We start from the raw sequence: 26960 nt of genomic DNA on the forward strand, positions 1-26960 counted from the left end.
CGGCTGGCGTCAGCGTCGTCTGCGAAATTTCGGCCGGGGTCAACGTCGTCAGTGGAACTTCTGCCGGCGTCAGCGTCGTCTGCGGAATTTCGGCCGACGTCAGCGTGGTCAGCGGAACGTCGGCTGGCGTCAACGTCGTCTGCGGAACGTCGGCCGGGGTCAGCGTCGTCTGCGGAACGTCGGCTGGCGTCAGCGTGGTCAGCGGAACGTCGGCCGGGGTCAACGTCGTCTGCGGAACGTCGGCTGGCGTCAGCGTCGTCTGCGGAACGTCGGTCGGGGTCAGTGTTGTTAGCGGAACTTCTGCTGGCATCAGCTCCGTCGTCGGGATCTCTGACGGTCGGTCGACGTGTGGCGTTTCTACCAGTGGCTGCTCCACCGTTTTCGATGGCGTCAGATCGCCCACCGGTACAGCGTTATTGGTAGGAGTCTGCTGCACCGTTTGCGTCAGGGTAGGATTAGTATTTGTGTCCTGAACATTATCAATCGGAGCAGAGAAAGTATCGAATTCGCGGTTGCCTGATATTTGGGAATTTAAGCTGTTTGTGGCAAAGCCCGAAGTAACATCCAGCACTTCGCCAGTCAGGTCTACTCGCTCAATGAAATGCCCGCCGCCGCCAGTACCGGCTTCAATTGGCGTCTCATTACCAGCAGCAGTTGCTTCCAGTGCTTTAGTCGGGTCAACACCATCTGTAATTGCCTGCTGGAGTGCTGCAACATCATCCGTTGCATGCTCAGTGTTAGCCGCAGCACTTACGCCGCTTTGGTCACTCCAGTGACTATTACGCCCCATATCCATTGTATGACCATCGGATAAGTTCACCGTTAATGCGCCGTTAGCACCGGTTACGATTTCTTCTCCAGCGAAGATTCGATCCCCTTCATGCAATTCACGCTGCGTTCCATCAACAGCTATAGCAAAAACCTGTCCAATGACTACTTTGACGATACCGAGTATGTTGTGCAAACCACTTGCCCCTGAGTATTGATATTACATATACCTTTCATACTTCAAGTTGCATGTGCGTTGGCAATACTCGCTCACCCCAGTCACTTACTTGAGTAAGCTCCCGGGGATTAATGAGAGACTCCTGTCTCTCACCGGAGGCCAGCCTTTGGCTGGTCAAATTCGTTCCCGACGAATTTGTCACTGCGTCGCCGCCTTCCTACAACTCGAATTATTTTGGGTATAGATGCAACAAAATAAGAATTCGATGTGCCACTTTGTCTAAAAATGAACATCTTTCTTTAATTAAAAAATTAATATTAACTTTTTATTTACAATGAAATCTGTATAAGAAAGCTGCCGTTGCCAGATACATAATAACTTACACTAAAAAATAAAGTGAGTAACATCTCAAATAATAAAAAATTCATTTCCCAGAAAGAAACCAGGCTGATTCATATGCAACCCAACTAAAATAAAAAATTTAACATCCACTTTTGAGTAATCATGGCATTTATTATGCAAAAATTGCTCTGACTGCATAAATACCACACAGTGATGTTAGAACTTTGTGTCGATAACATTAAAATTTGTCACTAGCCCAATAATGTCCATTATTCTACATTTCAAATCAAATCCACTCAGATTCATCATAGGCAATAAATTAAATAGTAGTTTTAAAAACCACAAAAAATATAACCAATAAGATATTCATACTGTAATTATCTAATTTAAAAGAGCTTCGTTCACTGCCAATGTTGATGATTATTTCAACACCCGCCGCATAACCTTGATTACAGTATAAATAATTTAGTTCTCTCTCTTGCCAGTGAACTAAACTTTTCAAGAAGCCTGCCCCTCAGCAGATCTGTCATTTACATAATGAAATCAGCTGCAATGATTCGTACGGGACAGACATTTTGACAAGAATGAAAATACCCACGCGCTCACCACTTTTGGGAAATTCGATGAGACCAGACCGACATTTTGCTGCACTCTGCTCCCTGCTGCTGCTAAGTACATCCGCGAAAGCCGAAGTTGATCTAGGCTCCTTAGATTTATTCGCCAAGGACAATGCCACCAGCCCCATCCCCAAAGGCCTGGTATTAGGCGGGGCTGTCATTAGCGGCACACCACGTTACGAAGCGCAGAAAAATGATACCTATATCGTCCCTGGTGCTGTCTATTTTGGCGAACAATTCATGTATCTGGGTGACCGGGCGCGTTATTACTTTCACCTCGACGACAAGGTAGCCGCCTATGCATACGGTCGGTTCCGCTTTGGTAACCTTGATCCCGATGATGAAGATGCATTCGACGGAATGCACAAGCGAAAATCAGAGTTAGAAGCTGGTGTCGGTGGAACGATCATTACCCCTTACGCTCTACTTAGTGCACGAATTAGTTCAGATGTAACAGGCCGTAGCAATGGTCAGGAATTATTGTTGTGGGCTGATTTTCCAATCATTAAGGGAAATTTATTGGTTATGCCTGGCATGGGGATGATGATTCGCAGCGATAAGATGGCAAACTATTACTTCGGCGGTGTTTCGAAAAGCGAAGCAACACCTGAACGCCCGGAATGGGATACCGGTACCACCTTCTCCCCAATGGCGGCGGTAATTACCAGCTATCGTTTCAATTCCAAATGGGTAGGAATGTTTGCTGCCAACTATGAATTTTATGACAAAGATATCGCAGACAGTCCTATCGTTCAGCACAACGGAGAGCTGTATGGGCTCCTTGCCGTCGGCTATATCTGGTAGATATAAATATGCTGAGTCAGGTTCTAATAGATAAACTGACTCAGCAATAGTGTTTACTTATATATCTCAGCAACACCGTGCAATTTATTATCTCCGGTTGCTGATAATATTTTATAAACTTTAGCCTCTCAAATAAATGGTATTACACATCGAGTTTTCAGGGTGAATCATTCAACGCTGAGGGCAGCACAAAGTATTGATATTTACTGGGTGCTTTTCGTGGTCAGTGCCATTACCGCACTGGCCACGGTAAACAACCCAATAATCCAGGCCATCGTCCACGGCGTTCCATCACTGAGCAGCGCCAACAACAACGAAGAGATAATCCCGCTACCGTACTGCAATGACCCCATTAAGGCGGATGCAGAGCCGGCAACGTTTGGCACGGAATCCAGCGCGGCGGCGGTAGAGGTTGCTGCAATAATGCCGTTCATCGATAAGAAGACAAAAACCGCAGCCACAATCAAAATCAGCCCACCGATTTCCAGCTTCGCAGCAGCGGCCAGAACCAGAGCGGCAACGGCAGCAGTCACCACCGCGAATTTCAGCAGTACTTCGAGCGAATAGTGCTGAACCAGACGGCGGTTTATCACGCTCATGCCCATCAGCCCAACAATGTTCAACGCAAATAGCCAACCGTAGTGCTGCGGCTCCACGCCAAAATAAGTGATGTAGACAAATGGCGATCCGGTAATAAACGCGTAGGCCGCGACGTAATAGAAGGTCAGGCACAGGGTAAAACGCATGAAAGTAGTATTCGTTAGTAGCGCGTAGTAGTTACGAAATGCGCTGGGTAACGAGGCTTTTACCCGCTTTTCTTGCGGCAATGTTTCAGGCAACCAGAACAGTGAAACAAACATCACCCCACCAATTACCGCCAATAGCCAAAAAATGGAGTGCCAGGTGGTGAATTTGATCATCTGCCCACCGAGCAGTGGCCCGGCAATGGGTGCAATCGCCATAATGATCATTAACGTAGAAAGCATTTGCGCGGCACGTGTACGGCTAAACAAATCACGGATCATGGCTCGCGCCAGCATCGGTCCGGTGCATGCGCCCAGAGCCTGAAACACGCGCCAGAAAACAATCTGCGAAATGTCGGTGGAAAGTGCGCAGCCCACAGATCCGATCATAAACAGCGCCATACCAATAAATAACAGCAGGCGGCGGCCAAAATGATCGCTTAACGGCCCCCAAATCAGTTGGGCGATACAAAAGCCCATTAAGAACCCCGTGATCGTCAGTTCCGCATCGCCGTGTAGGTCCTGGGCCATTAACGGCATAGCAGGCAAATAAATATCAGTCGATAAAGAAGTGAACGCCATTAACGCGCTAAGAATAATCACGAAGGAGAGGCCAGCCGTTTTACTCGCTGCCGTCTGCACGCGCGCCTGAGAGTCAATCATAGAATTTGGTATCCGAATAAGACAGGCGCTTATAGTAGCGACTGCGCACAAAAAGATAATCCCGCATAATCGGATAGCCATTATGAATCGTGCTCATCAATGGGAGCACCGCCAGGGGAAATCCTGGTTCTCCTGCTCAGGCCCACCGTCTGGCGAGTTTGTCCTATGCTTACTGTCTGCGTTTGAAATGCCAACAGGAGAAAAGTATGAGTGATAACAAAAACATACCTGCAACCCGTAACGAGACACACGCCGATCAATTCCCCACTCCACCCTTTCCCCATCAAAAACAGCCTTTCCCTGGGCTTGCAGGGAAAATGACGCCGCGTCCCGATCACGGCGAAACCTCCTATAAAGGTAGTGGCCGTCTGGCGGGGAAAAAGGCGCTGATAACCGGTGGTGATTCCGGGATTGGTCGCGCGGTGGCTATCGCCTTTGCGCGTGAAGGAGCGGATGTTGCAATTAACTATCTGCCTGAAGAAGAGGACGATGCTAAAGAGGTTATCGAACTGATTCGCGCTGCCGGGCGCAAAGCGGTTGCCATTCCCGGTGATATTCGTGAAGAGTCGTTTTGCCAACAGCTGGTGAAACAGGCTGCGCAACAGCTAGAGGGATTGGATCTGCTGGTGAACAATGCGGGTCGTCAGCAGTATTGCGAGTCGATTAAAGATCTCACTACAGAAGCCTTTGACGCGACGTTCAAAACCAATGTTTACGCCATGTTCTGGATAACTAAAGCCGCGTTAGATTATCTGCCGCGCGGTGCCTCTATTATTAATACCTCGTCGGTTCAGGCATATCTTCCAAGCGAAATTTTGCTCGATTATGCCCAAACCAAAGCCGCCATCGTGGCATTCACTAAGTCACTGGCAAAACAGCTTGGGCCAGAAGGCATCAGGGTAAATGCAGTAGCGCCCGGCCCTTACTGGACTGTTTTGCAGTGTTCCGGCGGCCAGCCACAAGAGAAAATTGAAAAGTTCGGTGAGTCCGCACCACTTGGCAGACCAGGGCAGCCAGCGGAAATTGCCGGACTGTATGTGACACTGGCCTCGCCCGAGTCGAGCTTTACGTCAGGCCAGGTATGGTGTTCAGATGGTGGTACCGGGACGCTATAAAGTGCGGGTACAGAACGGAGATTCTTTTCTCCGTTCTGGAGCTTTATTTGGATTCTGGGACGATGGAGATATGGCCGTTGGTTTCCAGAATCGCAAACTTAATTTCAGCAAGCCGGGTAATGCCGTGGTCAACTCTCGCCATTAACAAAATATCGTCGCAGGAAATATCGGCTTTTTTCATTTTGTCCTGAAAAAGGTAGCCATTTTCCACCAGAATGACCGGTGTTCCATCAAGTAGGTCATCCGCTCCCGGCAGATATTTTTTAATCATGCCAAACAGCATATCCACCACAATTAAAGTGACGATCGTAATCATCGCGCCGGTCACTGAAAAATCATTTCCCAGTAATGCTTGTTGGGTGGCCTCACTTATAATCAGCAGTAATATCAGGTCAAAAGAGGTCATTTGCAGCAAGGCACGCCGGCCGGCAATCTTAAAAACCACCATTAATATCAAGTAAATGGCGAGAGCCCTTAATACCATATCCATTGTCTGGCCACCTCAGGGATAGATAATTTGCCGAAACGTAATATCCGGTCCGCCATCAACCGCTATCGTGCTTTTAATCAGGCCTGCTTTCATCGGGGTAAGACTTAGCCACAGTGTTTGCTGTGCACCAGCTGTAGGTTTGTCATATTCAATGATCATTTCTCCATTGAGGCTGTACATTTTATCCGGCTGCGGTTGCAGAGAATCAACGCGAAAACTCTCCATAAAATCACCGCCAAAAATAATACGGTTGCGATCACCAGGGGATGAGACTGAAACAATTTTCATGTCAGCATCACTCATCAGCCGATTGAATTTTTCATAATGGAGGGAAAGCGAGCCATTGGTATTGGAAAGGTGAGAATCACTCAGATAACCCTTTGAAAATATCCCGCACAAGGCGGCAACAACAATCAGCAATAGCAGGACAAAACCATAGCGCCGCACCTGAAAGTCAAAGTTCAGCCAGAACGGTTTTTCGACAACGGGTGAAGATTTATCGGCGGGCGCGGTTTTCATTGTTTTCATCCGGCAGGAAAGGGGCTGCCGCGAGAATAAGCTCACTGCGACTTTTGAAGTCTAGTCAACGCATTGAAGGTGCGCCACCGTCGCGTTTTGATTAACTGGCAGCGAAAGCTCGAATAGCAATGCCCTTCTCTTCCAGCAGGTTACGAATCTGACGAGCTATTTCGATTGCGCCTGGGCTGTCGCCATGTACACAGATGGAGTCGGCTTTGATAGGGGTAAACTGTCCTTCGATGGATGTCACACCACCCTGGGTAATCAGTTGCAGCATACGCTGCGCTATGAGCTGCGCATCATGCAGTACGGAGCCGGCCTCACGCCGAGAAACCAGCGTACCATTAGCGTGATAGGCGCGGTCGGCAAAGGCTTCAGAAATAGTTCGCAGCCCTTTTTCCTGTGCCAAATCCAGCACCAGGGAACCCGCAAGGCCCACCAGCGGTAAACGAGGGTCAATGGCAAGGATTGCGTCGATGACCGCCAAAGCCTGCCGCTCGTCCTGGGCGATAGTGTTATAGAGCGCACCATGTGGTTTTACATAACGCACTTCGGTGCCCGCCGCTTTCGCCAGGCCTTGCAGTGCGCCAATCTGGTAAATCACATCAGCGATTAATTCATCACAGGCAATGTCCATATTACGACGACCAAACCCCACTAAATCGGGATAGGAGACATGCGCACCAATTGCCACGCCCTGCTGGGCTGCCTCTCGCAGTGTTGATAACAGTGCAGCTGGCGAACCGGCATGGAAACCGCAGGCAACATTGGCGCTGCTGACAAGTTTCAGTATCGCGGCGTCATCACCCATCGTCCACGCGCCAAAACTCTCACCTAAATCGCTATTTAAATCTATCGCCGTGACCATCGATGCCCTCTTCGCCCGCACACTTATCTATTGATAATTAGCATACATTATTTGCGTAGCGGGACATCTTTCATCAGCAATGAGAGCAAAAATGCGAGTACTACAACACACGCCGAAATCATGTACACCGAGTGCAGTGCCGTCCCAAATGCCTGCAAATAATCATTCTGCAGCGCTGCCGGAAGTTCATGTACCGCTTTAGCACCCAGTTGGTGTGGCAGTTGAACATCCGGTGGGATCAACTCAATAAGTTTGTTTTGCAGCACGTTAGTAAAAATCGCACCGAAAGCCGCGACACCTATCGAACCACCAATCTGGCGGAACAGCGTAGTACTGGAGGTCGCAACCCCAATCAGTTTCTGCTCAACGCTATTTTGTACCGCCAGTATCAGCACCTGCATAACCATCCCGAGGCCAAATCCCAGCAACGCGATATACAGATAAAGAATGTGAATCGACGTATCTATTTTCAGCGTACCGAGCAATGCCATGGCAATGAACGTCACCAACGTGCCAAGAATGGGGAAGATACGATAACGCCCAATTTTGCTGATGATGCGCCCGCTAATAATCGAAGTCAGCATGAGTCCGCCCATCAGCGGTAGCAACTGAATCCCCGCTTCCGTCGGCGTGGATGACTTCACCACCTGCAAATAGAGCGGCAGGAAAGTCATAGAACCAAACAGCGACATGCCGATGATAAAACCAATCAGACAACTTAATAGGAAGGTACGATCGCGAAACAGGCCGAGCGGAATGATTGGCTCAAAAGCCCGTTGTTCTTCATAAATAAAGCCACCAAGCGTCACCACGAAGAAAGCAAATATGCACCACAGTTGGGGATCGGACCACGCCATTACCGTGCCGCCCTGGCTGGTAAACAGAATCAAACAGGTGAGCGATGCCGCAAGATAACCCGCACCGAGGAAGTCAATTTGGTGGCGAATGCGCGCCGTTTGCGGTTTCAGCACTGCACCTATGACCAGCAGCGCAAAAATACCCAGCGGCAGGTTGATGTAAAAAATCCAGCGCCAGGAAAAATGCTCAACCAGAAAACCACCAATCAGCGGCCCAATGACTGTAGCAAGCCCAAACACCCCGCCAAATAAGCCCTGATATTTACCGCGGTCAGCCGGAGGGATGACATCACCCACTGCTGCCATTGTCACGACCATCAGGCCACCGCCGCCCAGCCCCTGCAACGCACGCATTAGAATCAGTTGTGTCATATTCTGCGCCAGGCCGCACAATGCCGAGCCAAGTAAGAACAGCACAATAGCGACCTGCAGAACGATTTTTCGCCCAAGCAAGTCGCCAAATTTACCGTATAGCGGCACCACAATTGTTGAAGAGAGCAAATAAGCGGTCACCACCCAGGAGAGTTTTTCCAGCCCACCCAGCTCGCTGACGATCGTCGGCAAGGCGGTAGACACGATGGTCTGGTCGAGTGCCGCAAGCAGCATGACCAGCATCAGCGCGGAAAACAGCAAACGAATCGATGTCGTTTGCTGCTGCGTTTCTGTCTGGGGTGTTTCGGTGACTGTCATTTTATCTATCGGCTTGTAATTAATTAACTGGATAATTAATATAGATGGATTAGTTTCACACGGTCAATGGAGTGCGCACAAAATGTCACCTGAAAACGGCCCTGATAAATCCGAAAATCATATTGATAATGGCCAAAAACGTCGCCGCCCTGGCCGCCCCGCGGGTACCAGTAAGAGCACCGATAAACGTGAGCATTTGATTGATATTGCGCTGAAGCTATTTTCAAATCAGGGGATTGCACAAACCCCTCTGAGCGCCATTGCCTCTGCTGCTGGTGTGACACCTGCCATGCTGCATTACTATTTCAAGACCCGCGAACAATTACTGGATGTATTAATTGATGAGCGTTATATGCCAGCGCGGGCATCAATGGGTGGCGCTTTTGAGCAACACCCAAACGACCCGGTGGGTGCGCTGACCGCATTGACACAGAAATTCATTGATGTCTCTTTGCTGTACCCATGGTTTGCGCCGCTTTGGATAAGAGAAGTACTGAGTGAAACCGGGTTACTGAAGCAACGAATTGATGCCCGTTTTGGCTCCAAAGAAAAACAGTCGGCGGTGAACTGGATTCACAAATGGCAGGATGAAGGACTCTTAAATCCCGATCTTGACCCGGAGTTTTTGTTCATCTCTTTGTTCGGTTTAACGCTAATGCCTGTTGCTCGCCTGCAACAGGAAATTCGTAAAGGTGACACCAACCTGAGTGCTGAAAGGCTTTCACTTCATATTGCCGCACTGCTGAAATCTGGGGTGGGTAATCAGCACGTAGACTAAAAATCAATTATTTCCATCACCATTCATCACCCAAATCAATGATTAGGCTTTTTCTTAGTTTACCCCTATTAAAAATGATGGATTATGCTCGCGCCAGATTATGGCGTTTCGCTTCGGCGGCTTCTTCTCTATTTTGGGTTAAACAGCAATGAAAAAAGTAATGTTGATGTTAGTTATGGCCGCAGCACTGGCTGGTTGTAGCTCTCCGGCACAGCGTATGGCGGAATGCCAGGCGCAGGGAATCAGCAAAGATACCTGCTATCTCGCCGAGCAGAATCGTCAGAATTCCATCAATAGCGTTGCGATGAAACAGGCAATGGAAAATGCCCACGACGCAGTAAAATAAGTCTGATAATCATCGCTAACACAGGCTCGAAAGAGCCTGTTCTTCATCTGATCCCCGCCAGACATAAAAACGTATAACCAATTGAATTTAGTTGACTTTATAACCATTTATTTATGTGAAATGTAAAGTTTAAAAAATGAATGTCTTAGCGGTTTGTTGGCGCTTGTATTTAGCCTGATAGGGGGAGTACATTAGCGCCGGCGAATCAATGAATCGCCATCAAAATGCAATATGAAACGGCTATATCGAGTGAAGTAAATCCCAAAATACCCGAGCTGCGGTTTCATCTTTCTATACTGAATTTTTAGCAAGATTGCGCGGAAACACGCGCGGAGCAATGTAACGTGAAATATTTCATGATGGGCTTATCGTTCATTTTGTTAGTGTGGGTTGGTACGTTTGTGATGATGGTTGAATAACCGGAATATCAAACAATGAGAGACAGGAGCCATAAGGCTCCTGTTTTCGTTTTTATTCGGCTAAATCTGAAGAAGATTTCTGTGTGGTTGGTAATAGGCCGTCCGTACGGAACATCGCTTTAATGCCTCGTACTGCCTGGCGAATGCGGTCGCGGTTTTCAATGAGAGCAAAGCGAACATGCGTGTCGCCGTAATCACCAAACCCAACGCCTGGCGAAACGCATACTTTCGCATCCTGAAGCAGCTTTTTAGCAAACTCCAGTGACCCCATCTGCGCGTACTGCTCAGGGATTTTCGCCCACACATACATTGACGCTTTTGGGCACTCAACCATCCAGCCCGCTTCATGCAACCCCTTAACTAAGACGTCGCGGCGGCGTTTGTACTGCTCGGCGATATCACGTACACACTGCTGGTCCCCTTCGAGTGCCGCAATTGCCGCAACCTGTAGCGGGGTGAATGTGCCGTAGTCATGGTAGCTTTTGATCCTGGCAAGCGCGTTGACTAACTCTTTATTGCCCACCATAAAACCAATGCGCCATCCCGCCATATTGTAGCTTTTCGACAGGGTGAAGAATTCAACGGCCACATCTCGCGCACCTGGGACTTCCATTATTGACGGGGCTTTCCAGCCGTCATAGACGATATCGGCGTAGGCTAAATCATGCACCACTAGCACGTCGTAGCGTTTTGCTAAAGCGACAACCTTTTCGAAAAACTCGAGTTCAACACATTGTGCTGTTGGGTTCGACGGAAAGCCGAGGATCATCATTTTCGGTTTTGGATAGCTTTCGCGAATAGCCCGCTCCAGCTCGGCAAAGAAGTCGACGCCTTCCACCAGCGGCACCGAGCGAACTTGCGCACCGGCGATGACCGCACCGTAAATATGAATCGGGTAACTTGGGTTTGGTACCAACACCATATCGCCATGATCGAGCGTTGCCAGCATCAGGTGCGCCAGTCCTTCTTTCGAGCCAATAGTGACAATCGCTTCGCTTTCAGGGTCAATTTCGACGTCATAGCGGTCTTTGTACCAACGCGAAATCGCGCGGCGCAAGCGTGGTATGCCTCGGGAAGTCGAGTAACCATGGGTATCTTCACGCTGTGCAACGGTACAAAGTTTCTCGACGATGTGCGGCGGTGTTGGGCCATCAGGGTTGCCCATACTGAAATCGATAATATCTTCACCGCGACGACGTGCCGCCATTTTCAGCTCAGCGGTGATGTTAAATACATACGGAGGGAGACGATCGATACGCGAAAAACGACGTTTTGGACTGGAGTCAGCCATAAATTCCTCAGATTAACGTTAGCGCCCGGACCGTCCGAGCGACGCTGCCACATGATGTGGCTTGCTTAGAAAATAGCCTGAATAAAAATCATCTGTCGAGAGGAAAAGCGAAATATTTTTACGACGCACAAAAGAGGATGCTTCACTTGAAGCTAATCCCTATTTTATTTGATGACCATCGATTACATTAACCATGTCGCAACATTCATATAACCTCTTTCCAAAAGACGTGGAGTTTCGCCATGACCCTACACATTGATGACTTACCGCATGCAATCCGTGAGATAAAACAAAAGCTTCGCCATGAATTGCCTGACTACAAAGCTGTATTTGCACAACTCGAAGGCGATATGCAGCGCCAGATTGACGCTATCCGTGATGAGATGGCCCGTGGTGAAAACCCGGTGCCGCAAATTAATGCCGACGATATCGTCAACAATCGTGTCAGTGAGCAACAAAAAGCCCTGATTCGCCAGCGCGGTTGCTGCACTGTAAAAGGTGTATTCCCACAATCCCAGGCTCAAGCCTGGAATGAAGAAGTGGGAAATTACCTGGAGCGGAATAACTTTGTCGAAAAACTAAAGAATGCTGCAGAAGATAACTACTTTGGCAATCTTGCCGCCAGTAAGCCGCAAATTTACGGTATTTACTGGTCTAAACCACAAGTTGAAGCTCGACAGCATGCTCGTATGAAAGCGGTACAGGTTTTCCTGAATAATTTATGGGAAACCGAAAGCAACGGTAAGCAGCATTTCGACCCGGATCGCGTGGTGAGTTACGCCGATCGAACCCGTCGCCGCCCGCCGCGCTCTAACTCTTTGGGTCTATCTCCACATGTCGACGGCGGCTCAGTTGAGCGCTGGCTGGATGAGAATTTCCGCCATGTTTACCGCCATGTGTTTGCAGGTGACTGGCAAAATTACAATCCATTTGCTGCGGAAGGCCGAACCGAAGTACGTGAATTTCCATCCCCAGCAGTGTGCTCCATGTTCCGTACTTTCCAGGGTTGGACGGCACTTAGCCCGCAACGCAAACACGGTGGCACGCTGACTTTGCTGCCCGTAGCGAACGCGATGGCCTATATCTTACTGCGCGCTTTGCAAGACGATGTGCCTGAAGAATCTCTGTGCGAAGCGAAGCCGGGACGCGCTCTTTCTATTAACGAGCAGTGGCATCCCCTTTTATTAACAGGGATTTCCTCAATTCCGGATATGGAAGCAGGCGATACCGTGTTCTGGCACTGCGATGTGATCCATGCCGTTGAAAATGAACACCTTGGAGAATTCGACAGTAACGTGATGTATATAGCTGCGGCTCCGTGGTGCGAGAAAAACGCCGCATACCTCGAGCGCCAGTGGTCAGCATTTATTGAAGGAAAATCACCGCCAGATTTCGCGGCCGATGATTTTGAGATCGATTTTGACGGGCGTGCGACTCCGGCAGATTTGAGTGCGGCTGGACGCGAGCAATTAGGCGGCAAGTAACCACTTCACCCTAACCCTCTCCTCAGGGAGAGGGGATTAACCCACGTTTCTGGTAACCACTCAGTAATTTCCTTATCATTGCCCTTCCATTCTTAGTCACGCGAGTTAACCGTGCACGAAACTTTTGACATGCTGATGGCGGTATTTGACCGCGCGGCGCTGATGCTGATTTGCCTGTTCTTTTTAATTCGCATCCGTCTGTTCCGCGAGCTGCTGCATAAAAACGCCCATACGCCCAAAGAGTTACTAGCGGTCACCGCTATTTTCTCAATGTTTGCCTTGTTCAGCACCTGGTCTGGTGTACACGTCGAAGGCTCGCTGGTGAACGTGCGTATTATCGCGGTAATGGCGGGCGGGATTTTATTTGGCCCTTGGGTGGGCATCATTACCGGGATTATCGCCGGGCTACATCGCTATTTGATTGATGTGGATGGGATTACTGCCGTCCCCTGCCTAATTACCAGTATTGTTGCCGGGATTATCTCCGGGTTAATCAACCGCAAAGTCCCGAAAGAGCAGCACTGGCGGGTCGGTATTTTCGGTGCGATGTTATGTGAAACCATGACCATGATTCTGGTGGTGCTGTGGGCGCCGTCGGTGGATTTAGGAATCGATATCGTCTCGAAAATCGGTATTCCTATGATCCTCGGCACCGTTTCAATCGGCCTGATTGTGGTGCTGGTGCAAAGCGTTGAGAGCGAAAAAGAAGCGAGTGCCGCTCGCCAGGCCAAGTTGGCGCTGGATATCGCCAACAAAACGCTACCTTTATTTCGTAACGTCAACAGCGAATCGCTGCGCCAGGTTTGCAATATTATTCGTGACGATATTAATGCCGATGCCGTAGCTATTACCGATGTCGACAAAGTGTTGGCTTACGTCGGCTTTGGCGAAGACAATTATAAGCAAAACGACGACGGTATCAGCCCAAGAACGCAGCTCGCGATTCGAGAAGGGAAAATCATTATTCGTAATGATGATGAGGCTTATCGCACACCGGAAATTCACTCGCTAATAATTATTCCGTTATGGGAAAAAGGTGTCGTCACCGGCACGCTTAAAATCTATTACCGCCACGCGCACCAGATCACTTCCACATTACAAGAAATGGCGGTCGGGCTTTCGCAGATTATCTCCACTCAACTGGAAGTTTCTCGCGCCGAGCAGTTACGTGAAATGGCAAATAAAGCTGAGTTACGCGCTCTGCAAAGCAAAATTAACCCTCATTTTCTGTTCAACGCACTAAATGCGATTTCATCCTCTATTCGTATGAATCCAGATACCGCCCGCCAGCTTATATATAACCTGTCGCGCTATCTGCGTTACAACATTGAATTAAAAGATGATGAGCAGATCGACATTAAAAAAGAGCTGTATCAAATTAAGGATTACATCGCCATTGAGCAGGCGCGTTTTGGCGATAAGCTAACGGTTATTTATAACATTGATGAAGAGGTTAACTGCCTGATTCCAAGCCTGCTGATTCAGCCACTGGTTGAGAACGCGATAGTTCATGGCGTTCAGCAATGTAAAGGCAAAGGTGTTGTCACCATCAGTGTGGAAGAGAGCGGGAATCGGGTGCGCATTGCGGTACGTGACACCGGGCATGGTATCGATCCGCAAGTTATTGAACGTGTAGAGGCCAACGAGATGCCAGGCAATAAAATTGGTCTGTTAAATGTGCACCATCGCGTAAAATTACTCTATGGCGAGGGGTTGGTTATCCGCCGTCTTGAGCCGGGTACGGAAATCGCGTTTTACATTCATCACGCCGCTACTGTCGTTCCGCCGTTATTGTCGCAGCAAGGAGGAAATGCATGAAAGTTCTCATCGTAGAAGATGAAGTGCTGGCGCAGCAGGAGCTTAACTGGCTGATAAAAGAACATAGTCAGATGGAAGTGGTTGGTACATTTGACGATGGTATGGATGTACTGAAATACCTGCAACATCATGAAGTTGACGCTATTTTTTTAGATATCAACATCCCTTCTTTAGATGGCGTGTTATTGGCGCAAAACATCAGTAAATTTGCCCACAAGCCATTTATTGTGTTTATCACTGCCTGGAAAGAACATGCGGTAGAAGCGTTTGAACTGGAAGCGTTCGACTACATTCTGAAGCCTTACCAGGAATCGCGCATTATCGGCATGCTGCAAAAACTGGAAGCGGCTTACCAGCAACAAAATGCCCCCGCAACATCCGGCACTACTAGCCGTGAAGCGCTGACCATTAACCTGGTAAAAGATGAACGAATTATCGTTACCGATATCAACGATATTTATTACGCCGAAGCGCACGAGAAAATGACGTTTGTTTATACGCGACGTGAAGCCTATGTGATGTCGATGAATATCACCGAGTTTTGCCACAGGTTGCCCGAAAGCCACTTCTTCCGCTGCCACCGTTCATATTGCGTAAACCTGAGTAAAATCCGCGAGATAGAGCCCTGGTTTAACAATACTTATATTTTGCGCCTGCGGGATCTGGATTTTCAGGTGCCAGTGAGTCGCAGCAAGGTAAAAGAGTTTCGTGCGTTGATGCGCTTGTAAGACGGGCGCAAGAATTTGCGCCCGAAGAGATTAAAGCACTTGTCCCAGCGTTTGACGCAGATGTGCGCCAGCGCCCAGCAGCCCCGGCTGATCGTGAACAATCAGATACACGGGGATGCTTTGCACGTACTCTTTAAAACGCCCTTTGTCTTCAAAACCACCACGGAAACCGGATGCTTTAAAGAATTCCAGGAAACGCGGCACAATCCCACCTGCGATGTAAACACCACCGAACGTTCCCAGCGTCAGAGCCAGGTTGCCACCAAAACGCCCCAGGATCACACAGAACAAAGACAGCGCACGACGACAGTCGGTGCAGCTATCTTCCAGCGCTCGTTCAGTAATATCTTTCGGTTTATAGCCCTGCGGCTCGCGGCCATCTGATTTAACAATAGCGCGGTACAGATTCACCAAACCTGGTCCTGACAGCACACGTTCAGCAGAAACGTGGCCGATTTCGGTGCGCAGTTCCTCGAGGATAATCCCCTCTTCTTCACTGTTTGGCGCAAAATCTACATGACCGCCCTCACCCGGTAGGCTAATCCAGCGTTTATCAACGTGAACGAGATGAGCCACACCAAGCCCGGTACCTGCACCATATACCGCAACAGGTTTTCCTTCGATTGGCTCACCGCCACCAAACTTAATCAGGTGCTCATCTTTGATCATCGGAATAGCCATCGAAACAGCAGTGAAGTCGTTAATGATTTCCAGATGTTCAAAGCCAAGATTCTTTTTCATCTCAGCGGTAGAGAATGCCCAGGTATGGTTGGTCATCGCCACCCAGTCACCGGTAATCGGACAAGCAATTGCGATACAACCGTCAGTCACACTAACACTGTGCTCTTTGAGATAATGCACCACAACCGCTTCAAGGCTTGGAAAATCGAGGCCCGAATAGGTTTTCGCCTGAGTGATGTCGCCATTTTCTACGTTGCACAGTGCCAGACGTGCATTGGTACCGCCTACATCTCCTACCAAAGCATATTTTGTCATTCTTCCACTGCTCCGCTAAAGTCAAAATAAGTCCTGGCCACACTGTAAAATTAGCTAGCCTAAACAACAACGACCAGATGAGAAGTGCCTTGGGATTATAGATCTTCGTCACAGATTAGCTTGAGCGTTTCAGCCCTTATTGCTGAAAGGCAAGATGCGTTATCTGGCAGACTGTATGCCGTGACGATTTTGCGTTAAAAAAATTTTAGTTAAGGAAAAATCATGCTCCATCCGCGAGCCAGAACCATGCTGGTTCTTTCCATTCCGGCACTGGTCATTGGGATCTGTTCCAGCCTGGTATTAATTGTGGTGATGAAAGTTGCCGATGTCTTACAAAAGTATTTATGGGTGTCACTGCCCGCCCGATTCGATCTCGACATGAATTCCCCGATGTGGATTTTATTGATGCTGACCTTCACCGGGATTGCAGTTGGGTTGGTGGTTCGCTATATGCCTGGCCATGCAGGCCCTGATCCTGCCACCGAACCGTTGATTGGTGCGCCAGTCAACGTAATGGCGTTGCCGGGTTTGATTATTGCGCTAGTGCTAGGGCTTGCTGGTGGTGTAAGCCTCGGGCCTGAACATCCTATTATGGCGGTAAATATCGCGCTGGCTGTGGCTATTGGCGCACGCTTGTTGCCAAAAGTTGGGGCGCTCGACTGGACGATTCTTGCCGCAGCCGGAACCATTGGCGCATTGTTCGGCACGCCGGTGGCAGCTGCGTTGGTATTTTCCCAGACCCTCAACGGCAGCAATGATGTCCCCTTGTGGGACCGACTTTTTGCACCACTTATGGCAGCAGCAGCCGGAGCAATGACCACAGACTTGTTCTTCCACCCTGATTTCTCTTTGCCTTCTTTGCAATATACCGAACTGCGCCTGGTTGATATTTTCAGTGGCGCCGTAGTGGCAGCTATCGCTATTGCATTGGGCATGGTTGCCGTCTGGTGCCTTCCACGTATGCATCGTTTAATGCACCAGTTAAAACATCCCGTGTTAATTCTTGGTGTTGGTGGCTTCCTGTTAGGCGTGTTAGGGCTGATTGGAGGTGAAGTCACGCTATTTAAGGGGTTGGATGAAATGCGCCAGCTCACCGCTGGGCAGCATTACTCTGTTGCAACATTGCTGATGTTTGCGGTGGTAAAACTGGCGGCATTGGTGATTGCTTCTGCATGTGGATTCCGTGGTGGACGCATATTCCCAGTGGTTTTCGTTGCGGTCGCACTTGGGATGATGCTCCACCAGCATGTTGAAGCAGTTCCGGCTGCCATTACGCTATCTTGCGCCATCCTTGGCCTGGTGTTAGTCGTTACGCGTGATGGTTGGCTCAGCCTGTTTATGGCAATGGCCGTGGTGCCCGACATCAAACTACTCCCATTGCTGTGCATCGTGATGCTGCCAGCCTGGCTGATGCTTGCAGGTAAACCGGTAATGATGGCGGAGAAGCCTAAGGTTTAATCCTTAGCGGCATTGCGCTTAGCAAGCGCTGCCGTAACCGCCTGCAATAGTTCGGGAATATCTTGTTTCGGTAGAACGACTTCCACAAGCGTAAGTCGTTCTGCCAGTGCCGCTTTCTGCATTACTTCTTCAAGCTGCACTTGCTCAGTCACTCGCCAGCATTGCGCAGGGTTGTGAAGATTCATCGCCTGCGGAATTTGCGTCCAGTTCCAGGACGCGATGTCGTTATAGCGCTGCTCGGCGCCATGAATGGCCCGCTCAACGGTGTAACCGTCATTGTTGAGCAAGAAGATCACCGGGCGTTGCCCATCGCGCATCATTGAGCCAATCTCCTGAATCGTAAGCTGCGCCGACCCATCCCCCACCAGCAATACCACGCGACGATTGGGGCAAGCGGTTTGCGCCCCAAAAGCGGCCGGGAGGGTAAAACCTATCGAACCCCACAACGGCTGGCTGATAAAAGTCACCCCGGCGGGTAGGGTCAGTGTCGCCGCGCCAAAAGCGGCGGTTCCCTGGTCTGCCAGAACTATATCTCCCGGGCGTAGGAATTTTTGAATGGATTGCCAGAACGCATGCTGGTCTAGTTTTCCGCTAGTCGCTTCGGGCAGTGCTGGCGGCTTTTGCTCGGACACGGGCCAGCCGGAAACCTGGTGTTTGCACAACTGATGCAAGACCGACACGGCTTGCGCCATTGCAATACCGCTGAACCAGCGTTCGCCGATTCGGGTAGCATTCGGTTGAATGTCGATAGTCTGCTGAAGAGTAAGATGCTGCGTGAACCCGGCAGTAAGCGTATCGGTAAACTTAACGCCCACGCAGATAACCAGTTCGGCCATTTCAATCGCCTGTATCACCGTTGCGTCGCTGGCAGCGGCGCTGTAAGTGCCTACAAACCCCTGCTGACCTTCATCAAATAACCCTTTGCCCATTAGCAACGTTGCATGAGGCATCGGAGTGTCATCCATCCACTGTTGTAACGCTTTTTGCTGTCCAAAACGTAACGCCAGAAAATCCGCCAATAAGGCCACAGTGCGGCTTTCAGCCAGGCGTTCTTGTACACAGGCACGAAATTCCGCCAGTAAGGCGGGATCGGTTGACTGTTGCGAAGTAAGTAACGATTTTGTTGGGCGAGTAGCTGGGGCCTGAGAGACGTCGCCAGGTAATAACAAATAACCGGGACGGCGTTGGGTCAAAGCTTGTTGCAAAACGCGGTCGATTTCATAACAGGCATTTTCTACAGTGAGGGAAGCCTGGGCTACTGTTACTTCCTGTGCCATTCGCGCAAAGTGCCGGAAATCACCGTCGCCTAATGTGTGGTGCATTAACTCGCCGCGCTGTTGTGCCCCAAGGCATGGCGCGCCGACTACATGGATAACCGGTAAATATTCAGCGTAACTCCCAGCGATGCCATTAATGGCACTGAGCTCTCCAACCCCAAAGGTAGTGAGCACCGCAGCCGCTCCATTACAGCGAGCATAACCATCAGCAGCATATGCAGCATTCAGCTCGTTGGCACACCCCACCCAGGCAAGGGTCGGGTTATTAATCACATTGTCCAGAAACTGTAAGTTGTAGTCACCGGGAACACCAAACAGATGGGTAATTCCAGCCTCGGTGAATCGGTCCAGAAGATAGTCTGCGACAGTGTAAGACATAACTCATTCCTTCTCAGAGGGCTTACTGTGAGTATTGGGCATATGTGATCGCTGTCGAGGATCAATGAGAATAAGGGTGTGGAAAGAGGGATTTACACGTAACTGCGGTGTAGTCTGAAGCCCGTAATGTTGTGAAAACGTATACACTAAGTTGGGCATTATTCACTTACCGGGAAACTAATATGGTCTATCAGGCAAATCCTGCGCGTTATGAATCAATGGAATATCGTCGTTGTGGGCGCAGCGGACTCAAACTACCCGCCATTTCTCTGGGTTTATGGCACAATTTTGGCGACAGCACGTTACTGGACAACAGCCGTCAGTTGTTGCACCGCGCATTTGATTCCGGGATTACCCATCTGGATCTGGCCAATAACTATGGGCCACCTCCGGGCTCTGCCGAAGAAAACTTTGGCCGTATCCTGCGTGAAGATTTCCTTCCATATCGTGATGAGCTGATTATTTCGTCCAAAGCGGGTTACACCATGTGGGATGGGCCGTATGGTGATTGGGGATCGCGTAAGTATTTAATTTCAAGCCTTGATCAAAGCCTGAAGCGTATGGGATTGGAGTATGTTGACATCTTCTATCACCATCGCCCGGATCCAGAAACACCCCTTGAAGAAACTATGCGCGCACTGGATACCGTGGTGCGTCAAGGTAAAGCACTGTACGTTGGCGTCTCAAATTACCCAGCCGAACTCGCCGCTCAAGCCATTGATATTTTGAATGACCTTGGTACTCCATGCCTTATCCACCAACCACGTTACTCGATGTTTGAGCGTTGGGTTGAAGGCGGTTTACTGGCCGTTCTGCAAGAAAAAGGCGTGGGTAGCATTGCCTTTTCACCACTGGCTGGCGGCCAACTGACCGATCGCTATCTTGATGGGATTCCTGCTGATTCCCGTGCCGCAAGCGGCAGCAAGTTCCTTAATGCTGACCAGCTCACAGAGGAAAAACTGCAAAAAGTTCGTAAATTGAATGCCATAGCGCAACGTCGCGGGCAGAAACTTTCCCAAATGGCATTGGCATGGGTGCTGCGTGGTGACAAAGTCACATCAGTGCTGATTGGCGCCAGTAAAACCAGCCAGATTGATGATGCAGTCGGCATGTTAGCCAATCGTCACTTTACGGCGGCAGAACTGGCAGAAATTGAAGCTATTTTAGTGTAACCGCTATCACCAACTGGTTTAATTACGAACTAAATTAGCAAAAAGTGCTCTCCTCTGCGAATTAGGAGTTGTGGCGATGAAACACTTAGTTACCACAACTTACTATACCGCTAACAAGCCGCTCTGGCGGTTACCGTGTAAGGGGAGAGAGTATGTTCAGGACACTGATTCTTGCGATTGCATTACTGGCATCTGCACCAATGATGGCGAATGCGGGCGAAATCACCCTGCTGCCGTCAGTTAAGCTTCAAATTGGCGATCAGGATTATCGCGGTAATTACTGGGATGGCGGCGGCTGGCGCGACCGTGATTACTGGCATCGTAATTATGAATGGCGTGACCGTGGCTGGCACCGCCATGATAACGGCTACCATCGTGGCTGGTATAAAGACCGTGGCCGTAGCAGCTTTGAGAAAGGTTATCGCGCGGGCTGGAACGATCGTGACGATCATCGTGGTCGAGGCCGTGGTGATCACGGACGTGGGCACGGCGGTGGTCATCGCCATTGAGGCTAATGATTTAAAAATGGGAGCTAAGGCTCCCATTTTTATTACAGCAATCGATAGTTTTTATCTGGGGTGATTTTTCCAGGAAGCCTCCCATCATGGATCATTTCCCGTAAATCAATTTCAATGGTGTTGCAGATAGCATTCAAGGGTAAATCATTATCTTCACGACCAAAGGGATCCTCAAGCTCAGTAGCAATCGCATCAAGCGCAAGCAATGCATATGTGGTAAATAATGAAAACAACAGAGAAAGAAACCCAAAGCTGTCGATGATCAGCAATGGATAAATCGCACAATAGATATAAATAGTGCGATGTAAAATTAAAGAATATGCAAACGGAATTGGCGTATTACTGATACGTTCACACCCCCCCTGAATGGTACTGATATTATTGAGGTAATGATTAAAGTTCTGGTAATCCAGGGAATTTCGCTTATAGCGAAAAAGCCATTTGCCAATCTCCTGAAGCAAAGCATTACATGGAGTGGCAACATTTAGCCTCTCAAGCATAAATGGGGCTTGCGATGTGACCTCCACAGGCATTTTTTCGTGCCGCAGCATCGATTTTAATATGTTGCAATAACATACGATAAAATTGAGCACGACTTTCATCTCATCCTGACTAGCTTCTGTTGTGCTTTTTATTTCCCGCATTAAAGATCGAGTGGTAATCAACAAGTCTCCCCAAAGCTTTCTGGCCTCAGAATAGCGGAGCCACGCTGCATTGTTACGGAAGCCAAGAAATATCGAAATGGATATCCCAATAAAACCAATTGGATTTTCTTTTGCTTCAATACCATGCAAATGCAAAAGCGGGAGTAGAAATAGATAAGCCATATTCAACATAGCGAAAAAGAGCAACTGGCGAGAAATTTTCCTCATAATAGACCCTCTCCATGAGAACAATCTTCTAAACCAGTGTTGCTCAGGCCTGACTATCATTCTTTATCCTTTACACATAAATTTGCCATATGTGCATAAACGGGAACCAATTTATGTAAGTAATGCTCAAAAACCTGTTTTTTATCAGAAAGAGGAATCACTCCGTCAAGGAGGCCCTGTTGATTAATATATGAAGAGGGTATGTCTATAATGCTCTCTCCTTGTATAAGAGGATGATAGCTAATCATAATAGGGCCTAAAAAACCGGTGCGGATAATGTTTAGCTGCATCGAACCAAAAAGCTTTATAGACAAATTATTACTTTGGCAAATTGCTACCTGGTGATGGTATAAACGTTCAGTTAATGTAATATTCTTTAGCAAAACCAATGTGTAGTTATTCCATAAACTATCCATACTTGTTTTTTTACTATGAATATCAGAAGCGTACTCTTTTAAAGATAGGTATTGCGGCATACAATAATCTCTCCCACTTAAAATTGAGATTAAATATAGATAATAAAAAACAGAAAAGTAATGAATGATGAATTAACTAGTCAGTATTTCCATTTTTGCTCAGTGCTTTGATGGCATCACTATGAAGAATAAAATCAATGTAATTACGCAATGTCAAAGTGTTATTTTTATTACTGGGGTAAATCATCCACAATTCTATTTTCTGCACACTCCAGTCGGGAAGAGCAATTTTAAGCTGACCATTTTTTAGATAGGGATCCACAATGTACTCGGGCAAAATTGCCATCCCTGTACCTTGTAAAGCTTGTTGCAATATATAAGTCAGATTATCGCTGGTATGCCGAGAATTCATGACCAATTTATAGCTGCTAGCTTCTTGAGAAAGAGTGACGCTTTTCCATGTTTTATGGGTAATTAAATCACATGTAAGCAATTCATCAGGTGAACTGACATTATGCTTTTCTGCATACTCCGGCGTCGCAACAATAAATCGATTAAAGGTTCCCAGGAAACGCCCAATGAAAGAGTCATCGGAAGGCTTACCTATTCTGTAAGCGACATCAAAAGTATCGTTAACCGAACCAAAGAATGAGTCAGCCGTAACCAGTTCAAGTTCAACCTGAGGATTTGCTTTCAAAAACTCATGGTGAGGTGCAGGTAAGGCACTGTACATGAACCCCGGAGGCGCTATTATTCTTAATTTCCCATTTGGGCTTTCACGTAATAACTGAATGAGCTCATCAGCTCTGAATGCAACATCTATCACTTCCTGACAGTATCGCAAATAACTTTCACCTGCATATGTCAGCGAGATCTTTCGCGTTGTTCGATTGAGCAAACGTAAACCAAGATATTCTTCGAGTTCACTTATTTGCTGGCTGACGCGAGATTTCGTCATATTCAATTCTTCAGCGGTTCTTGTAAAATTGCCGTTTTTTACCAGCGCGGCAAAAAGAGCCATATGATTAAAGTGCTTGAACATGACAAAACCCTGATATTTCTAAACGTCAGCATAAATCATACATAACATAATGTGGGATGGATAGAGCTGATTGTTCAACAAATCACACCCATTTGTTCTGAAAGTAGTAACTAATCAACAGAGTCTTAATAGGTATGATTGCCTGTGTTCGGCACCAATATACACAGGGTAATTTATAAATAATGTGGACCTCGATAGCGAATCGAAAACTGCTGAGCATTCCGCTTTTTGGAATATTATTGCTCAATACGATTATTGACATTTTCTTAGGTGCTATTGCGTTAGGGCATCACAATTTTATGATTGTCGGTGTATTGGCAATCGCGTTTGCGATTCAGGGAATGTTTATGGTTCGAGTTAGCAGGCATATATTCTGCTAACTCACCAGGGGAAGGGATATAAATAAACGCAAATGCATGAATGAACTTATAAAGATCTAACCCGCGACCACAAGACTGTGCCCGCAGAGCGCTATAAATCTACAACCCCAAAGCCGTACCAACTAGCAACCACAGGTTAAGCGCCACCACTACAGCTACAATCACCCACCCCACTTGTTTTACCAGCCGGGTATTGACTAAATCCCCCATCAATTTTTCATTGCTGGTAAAAATCAGCAGCGGCACCAGAGCCAGTGCGATACCGAAACTGAGCAGTACCTGGCTCATAACAAGAACGCGCGTTGGGTCAAGCCCCATCAGGATGACAATAAATGAAGGTGCCATGGTGACTGAGCGGCGAACCCACAGCGGTATATAGAAGCGCACGAACCCCTGCATCACGACCTGCCCTGCCAGCGTGCCGACAACAGTTGATGACAATCCCGCCGCAACCAAGCTCAATCCGAAGATAGTCGCCGCAGAATGGCTCAAAAGTGGCTCAAGCGTGAGATATGCCTTTTCGAGATCGGCAACACCTGTATGGCCAGAGAAGTGAAACGCTGCGGCGGCCGTTGCCATCATCGCCAGATTAACAAATCCGGCAATCGTCATTGCGATGCCCACATCCCATTTTGTCGCGCTGTAACGCTCGGCGCGATTGCCTTCGTGCATATGCTGGGTCAGCGATGAGTGAAGATAGATAACGTGCGGCATAATAGTCGCACCCAGCACCCCGGCGGCTAAAAATACCGCTTCGCTGGTCGGTAAGCTTGGGATCAACATCCCTTTGCCCAATTCAGCCAATTTAGGCTGTGAGAAAATCAGTTCAACAATGTAAGCCGCGGCCACAAATAACAGCAGTCCACCGATCACTTTTTCGAGCGGTTTTTGCCCGCGCCGTTGCAACATCAGTATCAGGAACGTTGCAATACCGGTAAGTACCGCACCTTGCAGCAATGAGACACCGAGGATTAATTTAAAACCAATCGCAGCACCGATGAATTCGGCCAGATCGGTCGCCATGGCAATGATTTCGGCTTGTATCCAGTACAGCCACACAACCGGACGCGGATAGTGGTCACGAATTTGTTCAGCGAGGTTCTTGCCGGTGGCAATCCCTAGTTTTGCCGACAGAATTTGGATGAGCATCGCCATCAGGTTCGCCCACACCACTACCCATAGCAATTTATAGCCAAAGCTGGCCCCGGCCTGAATGTTGGTAGCAAAGTTACCAGGATCGATATACCCGATAGCAGCGATAAAAGCTGGGCCCATCAACGCCAGGCGTAATCTGCGCGCTGTGCGGGTACCACTGTTGTCAACGCGACTGTTTGTCATCATCTGCCTCTGAGATATAGCCTTTGCTATGTTTCAAGCTATCAAAAATGAGAATGATTATCAAATTCATTTAAGTGAGATAAACTGATTGCTCTGATAGATGAAAACAATGAGGGATTTGGGGTGACGATTTAGCATCGTCCGTTAATTAAAAAAAATACGACAACCACTATGTTAAGGATATGTGCGTTGACGCAACTTTTATCTTCTTTACTTAACATAGCAGAAATGTATGGTTGATCACTAATTTTGAGTTTGGTCACACGACATCACTATAGTGTGCGATTAGTCTCGTTTTCTTATTGCTTGTTTCATAGAATGTGCAACGAAATTAAACCTGCCTCATGTTTGGAGCAAATATGTCCCGCGTTCTTCACTTTGTCTTAGCGCTTGCCGTGGTTGCGCTACTTGCTTTATTGCTGAGTAGCAACCGTAAGCAGATTCGTATTCGCTTTATCGTTCAACTGTTAGTGATTGAACTCATTCTCGCCTGGTTCTTCCTGAACTCAGAAATCGGTCTGGGCTTTGTGAGAGGTTTCTCAGAAATGTTTGAGAAACTGCTGTCGTTCGCTAACGAAGGGACAAACTTTGTATTCGGTAAGATGAATGACGAAGGACTCGCCTTCTTCTTCCTGAAAGTACTCTGCCCAATCGTCTTTATCTCCGCACTGATCGGGATATTGCAGCACATCCGTGTTCTGCCGATTGTTATCCGCTTTATCGGTACCGTTCTGTCTAAAGTGAATGGTATGGGTAAACTGGAATCCTTTAACGCCGTAAGCTCGCTGATTCTGGGACAATCAGAAAACTTTATCGCCTATAAGGATATTCTCGGCAAGATGTCTCGCAACCGCATGTACACCATGTCCGCTACGGCCATGTCTACCGTGTCCATGTCGATTGTCGGTGCATATATGACGATGCTCGAGCCAAAATATGTGGTCGCAGCGCTGGTGTTGAACATGTTCAGTACCTTTATCGTACTGTCGCTGATTAACCCTTACCGCGTTGATGAGAGCGAAGAAAATATCCAGATGTCTAACCTGCACGAAGGGCAAAGCTTCTTCGAAATGCTCGGTGAATACATTCTGGCAGGTTTTAAAGTTGCGATTATCGTTGCCGCAATGCTGATTGGCTTCATTGCCCTGATCGCGGCACTTAACGCACTGTTTGCAGCAATCTTTGGCATCTCTTTCCAGGGCATTCTGGGTTACATCTTCTACCCGATTGCCTGGGTAATGGGTGTTCCTTCCCATGAAGCATTGCAGGTTGGTAGCATCATGGCCACCAAGCTGGTTTCCAACGAATTCGTTGCGATGCTGGATCTGCAAAAACTGGCCGGTACGCTTTCCCCACGTGCGGAAGGTATCCTGTCTGTGTTCCTGGTTTCGTTTGCTAACTTCTCTTCTATCGGGATTATCGCTGGTGCGATTAAAGGCCTGAACGAAGAGCAAGGTAACGTGGTTTCTCGCTTTGGCCTGAAACTGGTTTACGGTGCAACTCTGGTGAGTATTCTGTCAGCATCTATCGCTGGTCTGTTCTTGTAATTCTCACAATAAAAAGCCGGGGCAATTTGCTCCGGCTTTTTTTATGCC

Annotated in this window: 25 protein-coding genes and 2 pseudogenes; 12 read left to right on the plus strand and 15 right to left on the minus strand. The window is 48.2% G+C overall.

Annotated elements, in window-relative coordinates:
- Positions 1 to 964: retention module-containing protein (locus LVQ77_RS16100; protein WP_232904970.1), on the minus strand; the 964-nt coding region annotated here is incomplete at its 3' end.
- A gap of 947 nt (positions 965 to 1911) precedes the next feature.
- Here LVQ77_RS16100 and LVQ77_RS16105 point away from each other — a divergent pair.
- Positions 1912 to 2709, plus strand: a complete 798-nt coding sequence (locus LVQ77_RS16105) for a MipA/OmpV family protein (protein WP_232865929.1) — start codon at positions 1912 to 1914, stop codon at positions 2707 to 2709.
- Positions 2710 to 2762: 53 nt separating this feature from the next.
- Here the strand turns inward: LVQ77_RS16105 and LVQ77_RS22485 are convergent.
- Both LVQ77_RS22485 and LVQ77_RS16110 read right to left on the minus strand, forming a co-directional pair.
- Positions 2763 to 2828: pseudogene (locus LVQ77_RS22485) on the minus strand (multiple stress resistance protein BhsA); the annotation flags it as partial.
- A gap of 84 nt (positions 2829 to 2912) precedes the next feature.
- On the minus strand, positions 2913 to 4115 hold the full coding sequence (locus tag LVQ77_RS16110) for a multidrug effflux MFS transporter (protein ID WP_232904972.1): 1203 nt from the start codon (positions 4113 to 4115) through the stop codon (positions 2913 to 2915).
- Positions 4116 to 4321: 206 nt separating this feature from the next.
- Between LVQ77_RS16110 and LVQ77_RS16115 the strand changes: the two genes are divergently transcribed.
- The gene (locus LVQ77_RS16115; protein ID WP_232865927.1) at positions 4322 to 5230 is read left to right on the plus strand and encodes an SDR family oxidoreductase; all 909 of its coding nucleotides are present in this window, start codon (positions 4322 to 4324) and stop codon (positions 5228 to 5230) included.
- A 43-nt stretch (positions 5231 to 5273) separates the two neighbouring features.
- Here LVQ77_RS16115 and LVQ77_RS16120 read toward each other — a convergent pair whose 3' ends face one another.
- From LVQ77_RS16120 to LVQ77_RS16135, 4 genes are read right to left on the minus strand one after another with little or no spacing between them, the layout of a single operon-like run.
- Positions 5274 to 5720, minus strand: a complete 447-nt coding sequence (locus LVQ77_RS16120; RefSeq protein ID WP_232865926.1) for a DUF421 domain-containing protein — start codon at positions 5718 to 5720, stop codon at positions 5274 to 5276.
- Between the two features lie 12 nt (positions 5721 to 5732).
- Positions 5733 to 6284, minus strand: coding sequence for a hypothetical protein (locus tag LVQ77_RS16125; RefSeq protein ID WP_232904973.1), 552 nt, complete (start codon positions 6282 to 6284; stop codon positions 5733 to 5735).
- Positions 6285 to 6339: 55 nt separating this feature from the next.
- A complete protein-coding gene (locus LVQ77_RS16130) occupies positions 6340 to 7107 on the minus strand; it encodes a LamB/YcsF family protein (RefSeq protein WP_232904974.1) in 768 nt (255 codons plus the stop codon).
- A gap of 47 nt (positions 7108 to 7154) precedes the next feature.
- The gene (locus LVQ77_RS16135; protein ID WP_232865923.1) at positions 7155 to 8654 is read right to left on the minus strand and encodes an MDR family MFS transporter; all 1500 of its coding nucleotides are present in this window, start codon (positions 8652 to 8654) and stop codon (positions 7155 to 7157) included.
- 82 nt (positions 8655 to 8736) lie between these two features.
- On the opposite strand from LVQ77_RS16135, the gene LVQ77_RS16140 reads away from it, so the two are divergent.
- The 3 genes and pseudogenes from LVQ77_RS16140 (at position 8737) to ypdK (ending at position 10197) form a co-directional block, all read left to right on the plus strand.
- Entirely contained in the window at positions 8737 to 9432 is a 696-nt protein-coding gene (locus LVQ77_RS16140; protein WP_232865922.1) for a TetR/AcrR family transcriptional regulator, read from the plus strand.
- Between the two features lie 148 nt (positions 9433 to 9580).
- A pseudogene (locus LVQ77_RS16145) lies at positions 9581 to 9760 on the plus strand (hypothetical protein); the annotation flags it as partial.
- A gap of 362 nt (positions 9761 to 10122) precedes the next feature.
- The gene (gene ypdK / locus LVQ77_RS22385; protein ID WP_115631778.1) at positions 10123 to 10197 is read left to right on the plus strand and encodes a membrane protein YpdK; all 75 of its coding nucleotides are present in this window, start codon (positions 10123 to 10125) and stop codon (positions 10195 to 10197) included.
- Positions 10198 to 10249: 52 nt separating this feature from the next.
- Here ypdK and alaC read toward each other — a convergent pair whose 3' ends face one another.
- A complete protein-coding gene (alaC, locus tag LVQ77_RS16150; protein WP_232865920.1) occupies positions 10250 to 11488 on the minus strand; it encodes an alanine transaminase in 1239 nt (412 codons plus the stop codon).
- Positions 11489 to 11730: 242 nt separating this feature from the next.
- On the opposite strand from alaC, the gene LVQ77_RS16155 reads away from it, so the two are divergent.
- The 3 genes from LVQ77_RS16155 to LVQ77_RS16165 all read left to right on the plus strand — a co-directional run bounded on the left by LVQ77_RS16155 (position 11731) and on the right by LVQ77_RS16165 (position 15518).
- Positions 11731 to 12972: a DUF1479 domain-containing protein gene (locus tag LVQ77_RS16155; RefSeq protein ID WP_232904975.1), complete on the plus strand. Its 1242-nt coding sequence runs from the start codon at positions 11731 to 11733 to the stop codon at positions 12970 to 12972.
- 111 nt (positions 12973 to 13083) lie between these two features.
- Complete coding sequence (locus LVQ77_RS16160; RefSeq protein WP_232904976.1) at positions 13084 to 14790, plus strand: LytS/YhcK type 5TM receptor domain-containing protein; 1707 nt, start codon at positions 13084 to 13086, stop codon at positions 14788 to 14790.
- Positions 14787 to 15518 (plus strand): LytR/AlgR family response regulator transcription factor, encoded by a 732-nt coding sequence (locus LVQ77_RS16165; RefSeq protein ID WP_232865918.1) that lies wholly within the window; start codon positions 14787 to 14789, stop codon positions 15516 to 15518. The genes LVQ77_RS16160 and LVQ77_RS16165 overlap by 4 nt, the downstream gene beginning before the upstream one ends.
- Before the next feature lie 30 nt (positions 15519 to 15548).
- Here LVQ77_RS16165 and glk read toward each other — a convergent pair whose 3' ends face one another.
- Positions 15549 to 16514 carry a glucokinase gene (gene glk, locus LVQ77_RS16170; RefSeq protein ID WP_232904977.1) on the minus strand — a complete coding sequence of 322 codons (966 nt, stop codon included), beginning with the start codon at positions 16512 to 16514 and terminating at the stop codon, positions 15549 to 15551.
- 222 nt (positions 16515 to 16736) lie between these two features.
- Here glk and LVQ77_RS16175 point away from each other — a divergent pair, with 222 nt between their 5' ends.
- Positions 16737 to 17972, plus strand: coding sequence for an ion channel protein (locus tag LVQ77_RS16175; protein ID WP_232904978.1), 1236 nt, complete (start codon positions 16737 to 16739; stop codon positions 17970 to 17972).
- Here LVQ77_RS16175 and LVQ77_RS16180 read toward each other — a convergent pair.
- Positions 17969 to 19627: an alpha-keto acid decarboxylase family protein gene (locus tag LVQ77_RS16180; RefSeq protein WP_232904979.1), complete on the minus strand. Its 1659-nt coding sequence runs from the start codon at positions 19625 to 19627 to the stop codon at positions 17969 to 17971. The two genes, LVQ77_RS16175 and LVQ77_RS16180, sit on opposite strands and share 4 nt — an antisense overlap.
- 182 nt (positions 19628 to 19809) lie before the next feature.
- Here LVQ77_RS16180 and mgrA point away from each other — a divergent pair, with 182 nt between their 5' ends.
- Both mgrA and LVQ77_RS16190 read left to right on the plus strand, forming a co-directional pair.
- On the plus strand, positions 19810 to 20799 hold the full coding sequence (gene mgrA / locus LVQ77_RS16185; protein WP_232865914.1) for an L-glyceraldehyde 3-phosphate reductase: 990 nt from the start codon (positions 19810 to 19812) through the stop codon (positions 20797 to 20799).
- A gap of 152 nt (positions 20800 to 20951) precedes the next feature.
- Entirely contained in the window at positions 20952 to 21308 is a 357-nt protein-coding gene (locus tag LVQ77_RS16190; protein WP_151995189.1) for a DUF2502 domain-containing protein, read from the plus strand.
- Between the two features lie 41 nt (positions 21309 to 21349).
- Here the strand turns inward: LVQ77_RS16190 and LVQ77_RS16195 are convergent, their stop codons facing one another.
- The 5 genes from LVQ77_RS16195 to LVQ77_RS22490 form a co-directional block, all read right to left on the minus strand.
- On the minus strand, positions 21350 to 22189 hold the full coding sequence (locus LVQ77_RS16195; RefSeq protein WP_232865913.1) for a bestrophin family protein: 840 nt from the start codon (positions 22187 to 22189) through the stop codon (positions 21350 to 21352).
- A 56-nt stretch (positions 22190 to 22245) separates the two neighbouring features.
- Positions 22246 to 22665 (minus strand): hypothetical protein, encoded by a 420-nt coding sequence (locus LVQ77_RS16200; protein ID WP_151995191.1) that lies wholly within the window; start codon positions 22663 to 22665, stop codon positions 22246 to 22248.
- Positions 22666 to 22741: 76 nt separating this feature from the next.
- Complete coding sequence (locus LVQ77_RS16205) at positions 22742 to 23647, minus strand: LysR family transcriptional regulator (RefSeq protein ID WP_151995192.1); 906 nt, start codon at positions 23645 to 23647, stop codon at positions 22742 to 22744.
- Between the two features lie 479 nt (positions 23648 to 24126).
- Positions 24127 to 25365, minus strand: coding sequence for an Nramp family divalent metal transporter (locus LVQ77_RS16210; RefSeq protein ID WP_151995193.1), 1239 nt, complete (start codon positions 25363 to 25365; stop codon positions 24127 to 24129).
- Positions 25346 to 25435 carry a hypothetical protein gene (locus tag LVQ77_RS22490; RefSeq protein ID WP_420535613.1) on the minus strand — a complete coding sequence of 30 codons (90 nt, stop codon included), beginning with the start codon at positions 25433 to 25435 and terminating at the stop codon, positions 25346 to 25348. The genes LVQ77_RS16210 and LVQ77_RS22490 overlap by 20 nt, the downstream gene beginning before the upstream one ends.
- Positions 25436 to 25724: 289 nt before the next feature.
- Between LVQ77_RS22490 and LVQ77_RS16215 the strand changes: the two genes are divergently transcribed.
- A complete protein-coding gene (locus LVQ77_RS16215) occupies positions 25725 to 26912 on the plus strand; it encodes a NupC/NupG family nucleoside CNT transporter (protein ID WP_232865911.1) in 1188 nt (395 codons plus the stop codon).
- The last annotated feature ends 48 nt before the right edge of the window (positions 26913 to 26960 follow it).

This window comes from Buttiauxella cochleicola, from assembly GCF_021282435.1.
GTDB lineage: Bacteria > Pseudomonadota > Gammaproteobacteria > Enterobacterales > Enterobacteriaceae > Buttiauxella > Buttiauxella massiliensis.